Below are 14,126 nucleotides of genomic sequence, written 5' to 3'. Positions count from 1 at the left end.
GCGTCATCCCAACGGAAAGGAAGACCCATGGAAACGACCGAAGCACCCCAGCCCGCCCGCTCCCGCGCGGTTTTCTCCCAGGAGGATTTCGGCCTGATCCGAACCGCCATCGCCCATTATCTGCGCGAGGTTCAGGACAAGCCGGAATCTGTCAAATACGCCAATCTCTACCACCGCCTCGGCCGGGTGAGCTGAGCGTTTCAGGGTTCAGGAGAGGGAAGGGCGCGGCGGAAAAACCGACCGCGCCCTTTTCCCGTCAGAACAGCCGCGTCAGCCCGTAAAAGGCCGCGCCGATCACCGCCGCCGCCGGCAGCGTCACCACCCAGGCGACGATGATGCTCGACGCCACGTTCCACCGCACCGCCGACAGCCGCCGCGAAGCCCCGACGCCCACGATCGCGCCGGTAATGGTGTGGGTCGTCGACACCGGCACGCCCAGATGCGTCGCCAGGAACAGCGTCAGCGCCCCGCCGGTTTCCGCGCAAAATCCCTGTCCGGGCGTCAGCCGCGTGATCTTCGACCCCATGGTGTGGACGATCTTCCACCCGCCCAGCAGCGTCCCAAGGCCCATCGCCGCCTGACAGCTCAGCACCACCCAGAAGGGCACGTGGAACCCGCCCGTCAGCATGCCCTGCGAATAGAGCAGCACCGCGATGATCCCCATCGTCTTCTGCGCATCATTGCCGCCATGTCCCAGCGAATAGAGCGACGCCGACACAAGCTGCATCTTGCGGAACACCCGGTCCGCCCCCTGCGGCGTGAAGCGCCGGAAAATCCAGCTCACGACCAGCACCAGCAGCAATGCCAGCACCAGCCCGATGGCGGGCGACAGCACGATGGCGGCGCTGGTCTTGAACACCCCGCTCCACACCACGGCGGAAAGTCCCGCCTTGGCCGTCCCCGCGCCCAGCAATCCGCCGATCAGCGCATGGCTGCTGGAGGAGGGGATGCCCAGCCCCCAGGTGATGAGGTTCCAGGCGATGGCCCCCATCAGCGCGCCAAAAATCACCGCCGGATCGATGATGCTGGCATCGACAATGCCCTTGCCCACGGTCTCCGCCACATGCAGCCCGAAGAAGAGGAAGGCGATGAAGTTGAAGAACGCCGCCCAGGCGACCGCATATTGCGGCTTCAACACCCGCGTCGACACGATGGTCGCAATCGAATTGGCGGCGTCGTGCAGCCCGTTCAGGAAATCGAACAGCAGCGCGACCCCGATCAGCGCGATCAGCAGCGGAAAGGCGATATGGGCTTCCATCTATCTGCTCTGGCCGGATCAGGCGTGGTCGATGACCAGGCCGGAAATCTCGTTGGCGACATCCTCGAACCGGTCCGTCACCTTCTCCAGATGGCTGTAGATTTCGTTGCCGACGACGAAATCCATCGGATTGCCCTGCCGCGCCTGGTTGTAGAGCGCTTTCAGCCCCGCCTCATGCAGGATGTCGGCATGCCCCTCCAGCTTCACCAGCCGTTCGGTCAGGTCATGCAGCCGCGCCGAATTCAGGTTCAGCGACCGCAGCAGCGGCATCGCCTCCGCCGTGATCCGCGCGCATTCGACGATCAGGGCGCTCATGTCCTGCATCTGCGACGGAAATTCCTTCACCTCGAACAGCGCGATGGCTTTCGCCGTCTGGTTCATCTGGTCGATCGCGTCGTCCATCACCCCGATCAGCCCCGTAATGGCGCTGCGGTCGAACGGCGTCACGAAGATGCGGCGCACATCCTGCAGCACTTCGCGGATGATGTCGTCCGCCTCATGCTCCCGGTCCGAAATCTCCTTGATGTGGGCGTCGATGTCCGGCCCGCCCTTCAGCAGCTTGGCGAGCGCATCGGCACCGGCGACCAAAGTCGCGGCATGATCCTCGAACTGCTCGAAAAAGCGCCCTTGCTTGGGCATCAGCGCGTGAAACCAGCGCAGCATTCCAGTCCTTTCGCTTTGCCATTCCTTGACCCGCAGCAACGTCCGCACGAACAGGCCCGGGTCCCGGGGCGGTTCGCGGAAAGCGGCGATGATGGATTGCAGATCGGGTTCGTCGACAGCCTTTGCAGCTTCGGCAACGGGGAACCAACGCAGTTCCCGCTGCCCTTGTTCGGGCCATTGCGACAACTGGCCCGTCACCGCAAGCGGGAAAACCTCGACCGTCGCCTCTTTCGTGTCGCCCCGCCGCCGTTTCTTGTCATAGCGATAGCGGCCGAGCGGCGCGGGGCAGGCAATGCCGTGAATGCCCGCCTCTTCATAAGCCTCCAGCTCTGCGGCGCGGTGGCCGGCCATGCCCTTGATGCGATTGCCCTTGGGAATCACCCATCGCCGCGTATCGCGAGAGGTGATCAGCAGGATACGCATCGACCCGTCGGGGCCGGTCGAATAGGGAAGGGCGGCGATCTGACGCATTCAGCCGCCCTTATACGCCCGCCGGCGCATCCGATCGAGTTTCGCCCACCCCTGGTCCATCCGCGCCTTGTAACGAAATCGTCACATTGCGCAATCAACCAGGTTATCAGATCGACAGGCGGGCCGTCAGGCGGATGTCCCGTCCCGCCAGGGGGGCGTAATCCTTCAGGAAACTGGCCGCCCGCCGCGCCTCCACATCGAAGATGTTGTTGGCGGAAAGGGTGATGGTGGTCCGGTCATTGCCCTTGAGCGGCTTGAAGGAGAGCGAGGCGTTGACCAGCGTGAAACCGCCGGTCGGCGTTTCGGTGTCCGCGATGCGGTTCTGGGCGAAGCTGCGCTCGACCTCGCCCCGCAGGCTCAGCCGGCCGCCCTGCAATTCCACGCCGCCCAGCAGGCGAAGCGGGGGTATGCGCGGCGCCGGACCCGATCCGACGATGGTGGCGCGCACATAGTCGGCCACGCCATCCAGGTTGAGGGCATAGCCGCCGATCTGCCCCAGCTTCACCGTGCCTTCCGCCTCAAAGCCGAGATAGCGGGCATTCGCCTGCAGATTCTGGTAGCAGGGGAAATCCAGCGGTTCTCCGCCATTGGCGGCCATGCAGACGCTGTCGTCGGCCAGCGTATCGTAGATATAGCCGTCGAACCAGTTGTGATAGGCGGAAAGCGAGAGGGTATAGCCATTGCCCTGGCCGCGCAGCGTGCCTTCGACGCCCCAGCTCTTTTCCAGCCCGAAATCGGGATTGCCGAGTTCAAAGGCCTGCGTTCCGGCATGGTTGCCGCGGGCGAACAGCTCCTCGGCCGCAGGAGCGCGCTCCGTGCGGGACAGGTTCAACCCGACCCGCCAGCCCGGAGCGAGTTCCTGACTGATCCCCAGCGAACCGGAAAGTGCATTGAAGCTGCGATGATAGGCGGGATTGAGCAGCGTCTCGTCCGCATCGGCCCCGACCCGCGTATGTTCATAACGCCCGCCCAGCTCGACCCGGGTGGTGCCGAGGTCGAAGGATTGCAGCGTGAAGAAGCCCAGTTGCTCCGTCTCGTTGCGCGGCAGGAATTTTTCTTCCCCCACCACGTGGAAGTTGCGTGCAAAGAACTGCGCGCCGATCGCGCCGTCCCAGCCGCCGCGCCTGGCCTGAACCAGTTCCAGCCGGGATTCGATCGACTGGTTGTAGAATGTCGTGCCGACCTCGCCCGTCTCCTCTATCTCCTGATGCTGATAATCGGCGAAGCCCGCGCGCAGGCGGATCGATTCCAGGAAGCCGCCATTGACGGGCAGTTCGGCGCGCAGGTCGGCCCGATCCTGCTTCATGTGCAGCCGCACCTTTTCCGCTTCGCCATCGGGATCGAGCGAATAGCGGACCGGCACGCCGTAGAAATTGTCGGTATGCGCCACCGAAAAGCCCAGATTGCCGCCATCGGTGATGAGCGCCGCGCCGCCCGCCACTTCCCATGTCCGCGCCGCGCTGTTGGGCAACTTGCCGCGCAGGGTGGCGAGGTCGCGGATTTCCGGGTCGCTGCTGGCATTCGCCTGGGTCCGCAGGGCGGGGGTCAGGATATAGGTGCCGGTGTCCAGATCGCCGCTCTTGGAATAGCTGCCGTCGAAATGGACTACGAACTTGTCACCGATGGGGGCCTCGATCTCGCCCGATCCGGTGCGTTCATTGGCTGCGCTGCCATAGGTGGCGATGCCGTCGACGTGGATCGGTTCGTCCGGCACGCGGCGGGGGATGCGGCTGTCGATCACATTGACCACGCCGCCAATGGCCGAGGAGCCGTAGAGCAGAGCCGCAGGGCCGCGCAGCACCTCGATCCGGTCGGCGGTGAGGGGGTTGATCGCCACGGCATGGTCGACGGAGGTGTTCGACACGTCGAAGCTGCCGATGCCGTCGGTCAGGATGCGCACGCGCTCGCCCTGGAAGCCGCGCAGCACGGGGCGGGAAGCATTGGGACCGAAGGAGGTTGCCGAGACGCCGGGCTGGTGCGCCAGAGTGTCGCCGATGGTGGGGCGCAGCGCCCGGGTCAGTTCTTCGCCGGATACGACCGACGTTCCTGAAAGAATATCGCCCTGCCGGCGTGGAATGATGGCGGTGACGACGATGTCCGCTCGTTGATCATGATAGGCTTGGGGCGCCGCGTCGGCAGGTGCGTCCTGAGCAAAGACGGGAAGGGCGGCAGACAATGCGGAAAAGGCGCAACCGGCACGCAACAGTGCGGAACGATACATTCGGTTCGTCATCCTTCAATGGGAGGAGATGCGCTCTCCTATCTGAAATGATATAGCATATCAATACTGCTTGGCGCGGGATCGATCGCTTGCCCGCGAAATCGGCTCAGCCAGTCGCAGCGGACGATCAGAGAAAGAGGAATTCCGCCAGCGCGGCAGCCGCGGCCGGGCTTTCGGGGCGGAGAGCCTGCCGCACTTCGATGGCCGGGAGCGGACGTTCGAGCGCGATCCGCCTGATCCCGGTCATCCGGCCCAGATCGCGGGCGAGGGGGCCGAAGGCGGCGAAGCAGCCCGCCCCTTCGCGCAATATGGTCATGATGTCGAACAGATTGTCGGTTTCCAGCACCGGATCGCCCAGCCGGACGCCGCCGCGCAGCAGCGCCTCGTCGATGATCCGCCGCAGGCCGTTGCGCGGCTCCATCGCCAATGTCGGCATGGCGGCAAGCTCTCCGGTCGCAACGCTGTCGCGGCGGGCGAGCGGATGCTCCGCGCCGGCATAGAGGTTGATCTGCTCCGACCAGCCATAGCGGGAGGATGGCTCATCCGTCTCGCCCAACGCGTAGAAATAGGCGATGTCGGCCTTTCCCCGGCGGAACGCCCAGGCAGCTTCGTCGGCCAGGTGGATCGTCAGGTCGAGCGTGATGGCGATGTCGTCATTCGCGGCCTCGAACGCGGCCAGCGCTTCCTGGAAATGGCCGAAGACCGGGGCGGGCGCGGCCAGGACGATGCTTTGCCGCGATGGCGCCGATTCCGACGGAGGGGCGGCGGGGATCATGCCGTCCGCCTGATCGACCCCCCAGTTTTCCGGCTGATCCTGCGACAACAGGGTCATGGCCTCCGCCGTTTTCCGGCCGGCGGCGGTCAGGCGGGGGGCGCCGGCAAGATCGTCGAAGAGGCGGTAGCCCAGACGCAGCTCCAGCGAGGCCAGATCGCGCGCGACATCATCGGGTGTGATCCCCAGATCGCTGGCGCAGCGCGAGAGGCTGCCCGATGCCACCATCTGCGCGAATATATCCAACTGGCGCAGGGAAGGCGTGGCCATGGCCCCTGATAGTGCAAATATCGCGCGGGGTTAAGGCCGATATTGGGTGAATATCGCTTTGGCATATTGACGAAGGCCGCCCAAAGATGGCAGGGCGCTCAGCCTGACGGGCGGGTATAGCTCAATGGTAGAGCACTAGCCTTCCAAGCTTGTGATGCGGGTTCGATCCCCGCTACCCGCTCCATCCCCTCATGGAGGCCCGTCCACGCCCATGGGCGACATCGTCAATCTACGACAGGCGCGCAAGGCGAAGACTCGGGCGGACAAGGAACGCCAGGCGCAGGGCAATCGCGTCAAATTCGGCCGCACCAAGGCGGAACGTCTGGCGCAGTCAGCGGAAGAAGAACGGAACAGGCGGCTGATCGAAGGCGCGCGCCGTGACAATAGGGATGATAGTCTCCAATAATAGATCGCTGATTCTGAACAACAGGCAAGAATATAAAGTCTAAAACATCATCCATTAAAATGAACAAATGTTCATATTGGCCATGTTCTGATCATTTCGTCGGCCCTTTGGCTCGATTGATCGGGAATAGCCTTCAGGCTTTGCGCTGAATCGCGAGGCTGGCGGGTTTGATCATGGCTATGACTGGAAACATTCGCTCACTTCGCCCCGCCAGGGCCGCGATTGCCGCTGTTCTGGCTTTCAGTTCGCCTCCGCTGCTCGCGCAGACCATCGTGCCGCCGAGCCAGCCGGTGATTGTCAATCCAGCCGCGGAACCGGAGCAACCGCCGGCTTCGTCCGCTCCGGCATTTGCGCCCGCCCAGCCTGTGGTTCAATCGACGCCTTCGGTCGAACAGCGGCTGGATGCCGCCATCGCGGCATCGCAGGCGGAGGAGAAGGCGCAGACTGCGGTAGCGACTCCGGTGGAGCGGCGCGCACCAAGGCCAGCGACCCGAACCGCAGCGCGGGCCGAGCCTGTCGCGTCCCCGCAACGCGCTACGGCCCCGGTACAAAGCGAAGCGCCTGTCCCGGCGCCTGTACAGGCGGCCGCTCCGCCAGCCGCCGCCGCTCCTGTCAGGCCGGCGCCGGTTCCTCCGTCGCAAGCCGGGATCGATCCCGCGCTGCTTTGGGCGTTGGGCGGCGGCTCGCTGCTGATGGCGGGTCTCGCGGGCGCTGCCCTGTTGCGCAGGCGCAAGCGTCGTGAGGAGCAGTGGGAAGGCGAGGGGCATTGGGAGGGCGAGGTGATCCAGCCCATGCCTGCGGAACCTACTCCCGCCATGCCGCTGATGACGCCGCCGCCCGCGATTGCTCCTGCGCGGAGCGAGGAGGAAAGCAGCTTGGAAGCGATGGTGGCTGCACCGCCAAGCCCGGAAAACCCTTTCCGAACCCACGCCAAGCGCATGACCCGCGCAAAATTCCTCCTCGCGCAGCGGCAGAAGCAGGCGGCGACCCCGGCGGCGGAGGAAACCATGCCAGCGCCGCCAGTATCCGCCAGGCCCGCGCCTGCGGCCACGCAGACGGTCTATCGTTTCGGTTCCGACCGGCGCCGCGACAGCGTTTTCAAGCCGCGGACGAGCTGAGCCCGATTCCATTCCTTGAGGAAAGGGGATGCCGGTTCCGACCGGCATCCCCTTCGTCATGCGATAGTTCCGCCGTTGCGGTTGCTTTGGATCGCCCGGCCTGATACCGGCCCGCCGGTAATTGCATGGCCGCCCAGGCCCGCTTCAAGGAAAGTTGCCCATGTCCGACAAGATCAACCGCATCGTTCTTGCCTTCTCAGGTGGGCTGGATACCAGCGTGATCCTGAAATGGCTGCAACAGACCTACCAGTGCGAGGTGGTGACCTTCACCGCCGATCTGGGACAGGGCGAGGAACTGGAGCCCGCCCGCGCCAAGGCGCGTCTGATGGGCGTCAAGGAAGAGCATATCTTCATCGATGACCTGCGCGAGGAATTCGTGAAGGACTATGTCTTCCCGATGATGCGCTCCAACGCGCTTTATGAAGGGCTTTACCTGCTCGGCACGTCCATCGCCCGGCCACTGATCGCCAAGCGGCAGATCGAGATCGCCAAGCAGGTCGGGGCGGATGCCGTCAGCCACGGCGCGACCGGCAAGGGCAATGACCAGGTGCGCTTCGAACTTGGCTATTACGGTCTCGCGCCCGACATCAAGGTGATCGCGCCTTGGCGCGAATGGGACCTCACCAGCCGCACCAGACTGATCGAATTCGCTGAGAAGCACCAGATTCCGATCCCCCGCGACAAGCGCGGCGAAAGCCCATTCTCGACGGACGCGAACATGCTGCACACCTCTTCGGAGGGCAAGGTGCTGGAAGATCCGTGGGAAGAAACCCCGGACTATGTCTATTCGCGCACGGTGAATCCGGAGGATGCGCCCGATGCGCCCGAATATATCACCATCGATTTCGAGCGCGGCGACGGCGTGGCGATCAATGGCGTCGGCATGTCGCCCGCGACCCTGCTGGAAACGCTCAACGACTATGGGCGCAAGCATGGCATCGGCCGTCTCGATCTGGTCGAGAACCGGTTCGTCGGCATGAAGTCGCGCGGCATGTATGAGACGCCGGGCGGCACCATCTACCACCTCGCCCATCGCGGGATCGAGCAACTGACGCTCGACCGGGGGGCCGCGCACCTGAAGGATGAACTGGCGCCGCGCTATGCCGAACTCATCTATAACGGCTTCTGGTTCTCGCCCGAGCGCGAGATGCTGCAGGCGGCGATCGACTTCAGCCAGGAGAAGGTGACCGGCACGGTTCGCCTGAAGCTCTACAAGGGCGGCGTCTATGTCGTCGGCCGCAAGTCGCCCTATTCGCTCTACAGCGAGAAGGTCGTGACCTTCGAGGACGATGCGGGCGCCTATGACCAGCGCGACGCGGCGGGCTTCATCAAGCTGAACGCGCTTCGCCTGCGTCTGCTGGGACGCCGAGATCGTTGAATTTGATTGTCGTTCCCGCGAAGGAGGTTTGGAACCGAAGCCAAGCCTCCGCCCGATACAAATTGCGACATTTTATCGGGTGACGTGACAAAATTGCGGGACAAAACTCCCCGATAAGCATCTGCAAGGACGGCAGGGCGCCGTTCGTGACAGACGCTTTGAAGGAAGATTTCCATGATCCGCAAATTCATGACCACGGTGGCGCTGGGCTCGCTGTTCGTCGGCGGGCTTGCTGCCTCGCACCTTGCTTTCGCTCAGGACGACACCGCCGGACCGCGTGGCGGCGGCATGCTGATGATGGCCGACGCCAACAAGGACGGCGCCGTCACAAAGGTGGAACTGACCGCCGCCCTCGAAGCCCGCTTCGCCAGGCTGGACGCCAACAAGGATGGCAAGCTCGACCAGGCGGATCGCGACATCCTCCGTCAGCAGCGGCTAGATGAGCGTTTCGCGGCGCTCGATACCGACAGGAACGGCCAGATCAGCAAGGCGGAATTTGCCGCCGGGCATCAGGGCCGGGACGGCATGCACGACCGCATGGGCAAGCCCGGCGGGCCGGACGGCCATGGCTGGGGCCATCGCGGTTGGGGAAAGCATGGTGGTGGACAGTATGGTGGGGCACAGGGCATGCGCGGCGGTCCGGGCGATGAAATGAAGAAGGACGGCACCATCACCAAGGCCGAATTCATGGCCCGCCCGCTCGCCATGTTCGACAAGGCCGACGCCAATCATGACGGCAAGGTGACCGCCGATGAGATGAAGGCGGCGCGGCAGGCCTTCCGCGACGGCTGGCGCGACCGCAAGGGGCCGCCGCCCGCCAATTGAGGGCAGGGGTGAAGGCGTCGATTGCGCGCCTTCGCCCTTCCCACCCGCATCCAGCCATGACAAGAACCGGACCATGAGCGAACGACCCCATCTGCTGCTCGTCGACGACGAGCGCTCGATCCGTGAGCCGCTGGCGCAATATCTCGGCCGCAACGGCTTTCGCGTGACGGCCGTCGAAAATGCGTCGGAAGCGCGGATGCGCCTTAACGCCAACGCCATCGACCTGGTGATCCTGGACATCATGATGCCGGGCGAGGACGGGTTGTCGCTCTGCCGCCACATCCGTGAGACCAGCGAGATTCCGGTGATCCTGCTGACTGCGAAATCGGAGGAGACGGACCGTATCGTCGGGCTGGAAATGGGCGCGGACGATTATGTGCTGAAGCCCTTTTCCCCGCGCGAGCTGGTCGCCCGCATCAAGGTGATCTTCCGCCGCGTCGCGACCGGCGGGCAGCGGGTCACGGCCCCCGATGGCGCAACCTATGCCTTCGCCAACTGGCTGCTCAAGACGCAGGAACGCACGCTGGTCGACGGCGAGGGGGTGGCGTTGCCCCTATCCACGGCGGAATATAATCTGATGCTGGCCTTCGCCACCCGGCCCAATCAGGTGTTGAGCCGCGACCAGTTGCTGGACATCACCCAGGGGCGGGAGGCCAATGCCTTCGACCGGGCGATCGACAACCAGATCAGCCGCCTGCGCAAGAAGATAGAGCCGGACCCGAAGAACCCGACCCTCATCAAGACGGTCTGGGGCGGCGGCTACACCCTGTCCGCGGACGTGCGGAAGCTGTGAGGCGGCTGCGCCTTTGGCCGCAGAGCGTCGTCGGCCAGATCATCATCCTCGTCGCGCTGGCGCTGTTCGTGGCGCAGGCGATCAATTTCACCCTGCTGCTGCGCGAGCGCCAACGGATCGAGCTGACCGCGCAGACCGCGCCGGGCGTCTATCGCATCGTCGACGCGCTCGACAACCGGCCGGACCGGCGCGGCGGCGACGAGGCGGATCGGCGGGGAAGGGTGCGCTTCCTGAATGCTGCCCCGCCCTTGCCGGGGCAAGCCCGGCCGGACGTCGAGCGCCGCGCGAGGGCGATGTTCGACGATGTCGGCCTTTCGGTCCGCTCCATCCGTGCGGCCGAACAGCCGCAGCTGCTGCCGCTGCGGCGCTGGGACAATTTCCGCATGCGCGCGGCCGGCGGCAGGCATGATCATGTGCATATGACGCGTCTGGCGATGGCGGTCGAATATCAGCCGGGCAAATGGGCGCTGACGCAGACGCGCATCGGGGACCGGCCGCCCCGCTTCGGCGGATGGCTGGTGGGGCAGACGCTGATCCTCTACGCGATCGTGCTGCTGCCGCTGCTCTGGGTCGGGCGCAGGCTGGCGCGGCCGTTGAAGCAGTTGACCCTTTCGGCGGAGCAGTTCGCCCGCACCGGATCGGCCGACCCGGTGGAGGAACGCGGCCCCGGCGACGTGCGGCAGCTCACCATAGCCTTCAACGCGATGCGCAGCCGCATCTTTGCGATGTTGAACGAAAAGGACCGGATGCTGGGCGCCATCGGCCATGATCTGCGCACGCCCCTGGCCTCGCTGCGCGTGCGCGCCGAATCGGTGGAGGACGAGGGCGAGCGGGCCCGCATGTCCGAGACGATCGACGAGATGAACCGGATGCTGGAGGATATTCTCTCGCTCGCCCGCGCGGGTCGCAGCAGCGAAGCCCGGCAGAAGGTCGATATGTCGGCGCTGGCGGACGCCGTGGTCGAGGATTTTCTGGAACTCGGGTCCCCGGTCGATCTGGCCGACAGCGATCGCGCGGTCGCCAATGTGCGTCCGCAACAGATTCGCCGCGCGCTGCGCAACCTGATCGAGAATGCCATCGTCTATGGCGAGCGGGCTCATGTCTCGGTCGAAAGAGAGGATGGCACCATCCGGCTGATCGTGGCGGACGATGGACCCGGCATATCGGAAGACCGGATGGAAGAGATGATGGAGCCCTTCACCCGGCTGGAGGGCTCGCGCAATCGGGACACTGGCGGGGCCGGCCTGGGGCTGGCGCTGGTTCGGGCGATCATGACCGAACATGGCGGCGCGCTGAAGCTCGCCAACCGGGCACAGGGCGGATTGGAAGCGAGTCTGGTCCTGCCGGCCTGAAAACGGCGATTTTCAGCCGAAGTTCACAGTGTATGCGCGCGCGTGCCCGGGCGCGCGTAGGCGCGTCGCGCAATACGTCGGACGTTTCAAAGAGGGGTGGGCGATAGGCCGGCCGGCGGACAATAGGACAGGCCGAACTGGGTCATGTCGGGGAAATAGGATATTTTGTCAGGAGCCTGTTGCGCTTGGGTCACATGCTCCTGCGGGGGGCTTGGCGCAAGGTCGGGAGCAGAAAGGCTGGAAATTGGCCAATTCAGGACCTTCCCCTCCCGTAAACGGGAGGGGTTAGGGATGGGCGCGAGCGTAGCGAGCTTCTGACTTGGCCGTTGCAAAACAGCGCAGATGCCGCGCCAGCCCACCCCCTAACCCCCTCCCGCCTGCGGGAGGGGGAATGTCCGCAAACCACCCAAGGTAGCCGGGTCGGTTCAATGCTTGCCGGGCTTGTTCGACGTCCCCGGTGCTGTCGGGNGTTGATCAACCCGACAGCACCGGGGACGTCGAACAAGCCCGGCAAGCATTGAACCGACCCGGCTACCTTGGGTGGTTTGCGGACATTCCCCCTCCCGCCTGCGGGAGGGGGAATGTCCGCAAACCACCCAAGGTAGCCGGGTCGGTTCAATGCTTGCCGGGCTTGTTCGACGTCCCCGGTGCTGTCGGGTTGATCAACTGCGCGCCTGCGGGGAGGCTGGTGCCGCCCATGTCGAGCTTGCGCGCTTCGGTCCGGGCCATGGTCATCGGGTTGTCGCGTTCCTTGATCGCGGCCCTGGTTTCGGCGTCGGGCTGTTCGTCCGCATCGCCGTCGTTCGCGCCGCGACTCCACCCCAGGATGATCGACATGCGCCGGTTGCGCGGGTCGTAGACGTCGCCCTTCGCGAAGGGTTCGCGATCGGCCACGCCCTCGATCCGGGCGAAGCGGTCGTTGCCGATGCCGCTGGCGGCGAGTGCCTTGCGCGTCGCTTCGGCGCGGGCGGAGGAGAGCATCCAGTTGTTCATCGTCTGGCCCGCGCTGTATGGCAGGCCGTCGGTGTGTCCGCGCACGATCAGCGGATTGGGCATGGTCCGGATCGTCGCCGCGACCTCGTTCACCAGTTCCCGCGCCTGCGGCAGCAGGCGGTCGGTGCCCATGGCGAACATCGCGAAGTCCGCTTCGTCTATCAGGTCGATGCGCAGCCCTTCGCGCGTTTCGGTGAAGCGGATGTTCTTCAGCAGCTTGCGGATGCCCTGGCGGCGGGCCATGCGCGCCTCCAGTTCCTTCCTGATCGATTCGAACTTCACCCGGTCGGCGGCCTTGGTGGCCTTGCCGCCCTGGTCCTTCGTGCCCGATGCGTCGCGCGGGATGGTGATGGCGAGATTGCCCTGACCGCCGGTGGTCGGATAATTTTCCTTGGCCGTCATGCTGTCGCCGCCGAACATGCCGTTCGACCCGGCCGAACCTTCCTTGAGCTGCACCAGGGTCGGGGTGAAATAGTCGGCCAGCCCCTTGCGCTGCTTTTCCGTGGTCGCGCCCAGCAGCCACATCAGCAGGAAGAAGGCCATCATCGCCGTCACGAAGTCGGCATAGGCGACCTTCCACGCGCCGCCATGATGGCCGCCATGACCGTCGACGATGATCTTCTTGACGATGATCGGTCTGGGTTCGGGCTCGTTCGCGCCGCGCTTCTTCTCGGCCATGGCTTATTTGCCCCGCATGCCGTCGAACACTTCGGCGAAGGCCGGCTGGTTCGCATGGGTCAGGCTGGAACGCGCGGCCTCGATCACCAGCGGCTGCGGATGGCCGTGCAGGGAGGCGACGATGATCTGCTTGACGACATGGTACATGGACCCGTCCGCCTCGATCACGGCGCGGCAGCGATTGGCGAAGGGGTTGACCATGCCATAGGCGAGCAGAACGCCCAGGAAGGTGCCGACCAGCGCCGAACCGATCATGCCGCCCAGGATCGCCGGGGGCTGGTCGATCGAGCCCATGGTCTTCACCACGCCCAGCACCGCCGCGACGATGCCGAGCGCGGGCAAGGCGTCCGCCAGCCCCTGCAGATTGTCGGCGGGGCGCAGCGCTTCGTGATGATGGGTCTTGAGCGCATTGTCCATCACCTCCTCGACCGCATGCGGGTCGAGCGTGCCGGAGGAGACGACCACCAGCCGCAACGTGTCGCTGATCAGGTGGATCAGCGTCTTGTCGCCCATCAGCCGCGGATATTCGGAGAAGATGGTGGAGCTTGCCGGGTCCTCGATATGCGGTTCCAGCGCCACCGGGCCTTCGACGCGCAGCGTCTTCATCAGCTTGGAGACGAGGAAGATGCAGTCCAGGAAATCCTGCTTCTTGTATTTCGGCCCCTTGAACACCTTGCCCAGGCCGCCGCCCAGCGCCTTCAGGTCGCTGCCCGAATTGCCGATGATCAGCGCGCCAACGGCCGCGCCGCCGATGATGATCATTTCATGGGGAAGCGCGTGCAGAACCGGGCCGATGTCGCCGCCTGTAAAGATGAAGCCGCCGAACACCATGGCGAGCAGCACGACCAGGCCGATGATTGCGAACATGATTATCCCCGAAATTCTGCCCGAAGGCGCCGTCTTGATCGAAGCATCGCATGAAAGACGC

At 64.9% G+C, this 14,126-nt stretch carries 13 protein-coding genes and 1 tRNA gene; 8 read left to right on the top strand and 6 right to left on the bottom strand.

Features of this window, described 5'->3' with window-relative positions:
* The first annotated feature begins 27 nt into the window (after window positions 1-27).
* Window positions 28-195: a hypothetical protein gene (locus A0J57_RS26700; RefSeq protein ID WP_007682549.1), complete on the top strand. Its 168-nt coding sequence runs from the start codon at window positions 28-30 to the stop codon at window positions 193-195.
* A 61-nt stretch (window positions 196-256) separates the two neighbouring features.
* Here the strand turns inward: A0J57_RS26700 and A0J57_RS22415 are convergent, their stop codons facing one another.
* The 4 genes from A0J57_RS22415 to A0J57_RS22400 form a co-directional block, all read right to left on the bottom strand.
* Entirely contained in the window at window positions 257-1,258 is a 1,002-nt protein-coding gene (locus A0J57_RS22415) for an inorganic phosphate transporter (RefSeq protein ID WP_044661375.1), read from the bottom strand.
* A gap of 18 nt (window positions 1,259-1,276) precedes the next feature.
* Window positions 1,277-2,392: a DUF47 family protein gene (locus A0J57_RS22410; protein WP_044661376.1), complete on the bottom strand. Its 1,116-nt coding sequence runs from the start codon at window positions 2,390-2,392 to the stop codon at window positions 1,277-1,279.
* Window positions 2,393-2,498: 106 nt separating this feature from the next.
* Complete coding sequence (locus A0J57_RS22405) at window positions 2,499-4,613, bottom strand: TonB-dependent receptor (RefSeq protein WP_061940339.1); 2,115 nt, start codon at window positions 4,611-4,613, stop codon at window positions 2,499-2,501.
* A 127-nt stretch (window positions 4,614-4,740) separates the two neighbouring features.
* Entirely contained in the window at window positions 4,741-5,655 is a 915-nt protein-coding gene (locus tag A0J57_RS22400; RefSeq protein WP_061940337.1) for a LysR family transcriptional regulator, read from the bottom strand.
* A 110-nt stretch (window positions 5,656-5,765) separates the two neighbouring features.
* On the opposite strand from A0J57_RS22400, the gene A0J57_RS22395 reads away from it, so the two are divergent.
* The 7 genes from A0J57_RS22395 to A0J57_RS22365 all read left to right on the top strand — a co-directional run bounded on the left by A0J57_RS22395 (window position 5,766) and on the right by A0J57_RS22365 (window position 11,527).
* Window positions 5,766-5,839 (top strand) — tRNA-Gly (locus tag A0J57_RS22395).
* A gap of 27 nt (window positions 5,840-5,866) precedes the next feature.
* The gene (locus A0J57_RS22390) at window positions 5,867-6,061 is read left to right on the top strand and encodes a DUF4169 family protein (protein ID WP_061940335.1); all 195 of its coding nucleotides are present in this window, start codon (window positions 5,867-5,869) and stop codon (window positions 6,059-6,061) included.
* A gap of 179 nt (window positions 6,062-6,240) precedes the next feature.
* Entirely contained in the window at window positions 6,241-7,179 is a 939-nt protein-coding gene (locus tag A0J57_RS22385) for a hypothetical protein (protein WP_101756471.1), read from the top strand.
* A 160-nt stretch (window positions 7,180-7,339) separates the two neighbouring features.
* Window positions 7,340-8,557: an argininosuccinate synthase gene (locus A0J57_RS22380; protein WP_061940333.1), complete on the top strand. Its 1,218-nt coding sequence runs from the start codon at window positions 7,340-7,342 to the stop codon at window positions 8,555-8,557.
* Window positions 8,558-8,731: 174 nt separating this feature from the next.
* Complete coding sequence (locus A0J57_RS22375; RefSeq protein ID WP_061940331.1) at window positions 8,732-9,382, top strand: EF-hand domain-containing protein; 651 nt, start codon at window positions 8,732-8,734, stop codon at window positions 9,380-9,382.
* A gap of 73 nt (window positions 9,383-9,455) precedes the next feature.
* On the top strand, window positions 9,456-10,175 hold the full coding sequence (locus A0J57_RS22370) for a response regulator (RefSeq protein WP_025551099.1): 720 nt from the start codon (window positions 9,456-9,458) through the stop codon (window positions 10,173-10,175).
* A complete protein-coding gene (locus A0J57_RS22365) occupies window positions 10,172-11,527 on the top strand; it encodes an ATP-binding protein (protein ID WP_061940329.1) in 1,356 nt (451 codons plus the stop codon). The genes A0J57_RS22370 and A0J57_RS22365 overlap by 4 nt, the downstream gene beginning before the upstream one ends.
* Window positions 11,528-12,142: 615 nt before the next feature.
* Here the strand turns inward: A0J57_RS22365 and A0J57_RS22360 are convergent.
* Window positions 12,143-13,198, bottom strand: a complete 1,056-nt coding sequence (locus A0J57_RS22360) for a flagellar motor protein MotB (RefSeq protein ID WP_061936544.1) — start codon at window positions 13,196-13,198, stop codon at window positions 12,143-12,145.
* A gap of 3 nt (window positions 13,199-13,201) precedes the next feature.
* The gene (gene motA, locus A0J57_RS22355; RefSeq protein ID WP_007682571.1) at window positions 13,202-14,065 is read right to left on the bottom strand and encodes a flagellar motor stator protein MotA; all 864 of its coding nucleotides are present in this window, start codon (window positions 14,063-14,065) and stop codon (window positions 13,202-13,204) included.
* Between the last annotated feature and the right edge of the window lie 61 nt (window positions 14,066-14,126).

Source organism: Sphingobium sp. 22B (genome assembly GCF_001580035.1).
Classification (GTDB): domain Bacteria; phylum Pseudomonadota; class Alphaproteobacteria; order Sphingomonadales; family Sphingomonadaceae; genus Sphingobium; species Sphingobium fuliginis.
Note: the sequence above shows the minus strand (reverse complement) of the source record. Positions and strands in the feature narration are given on the sequence as shown.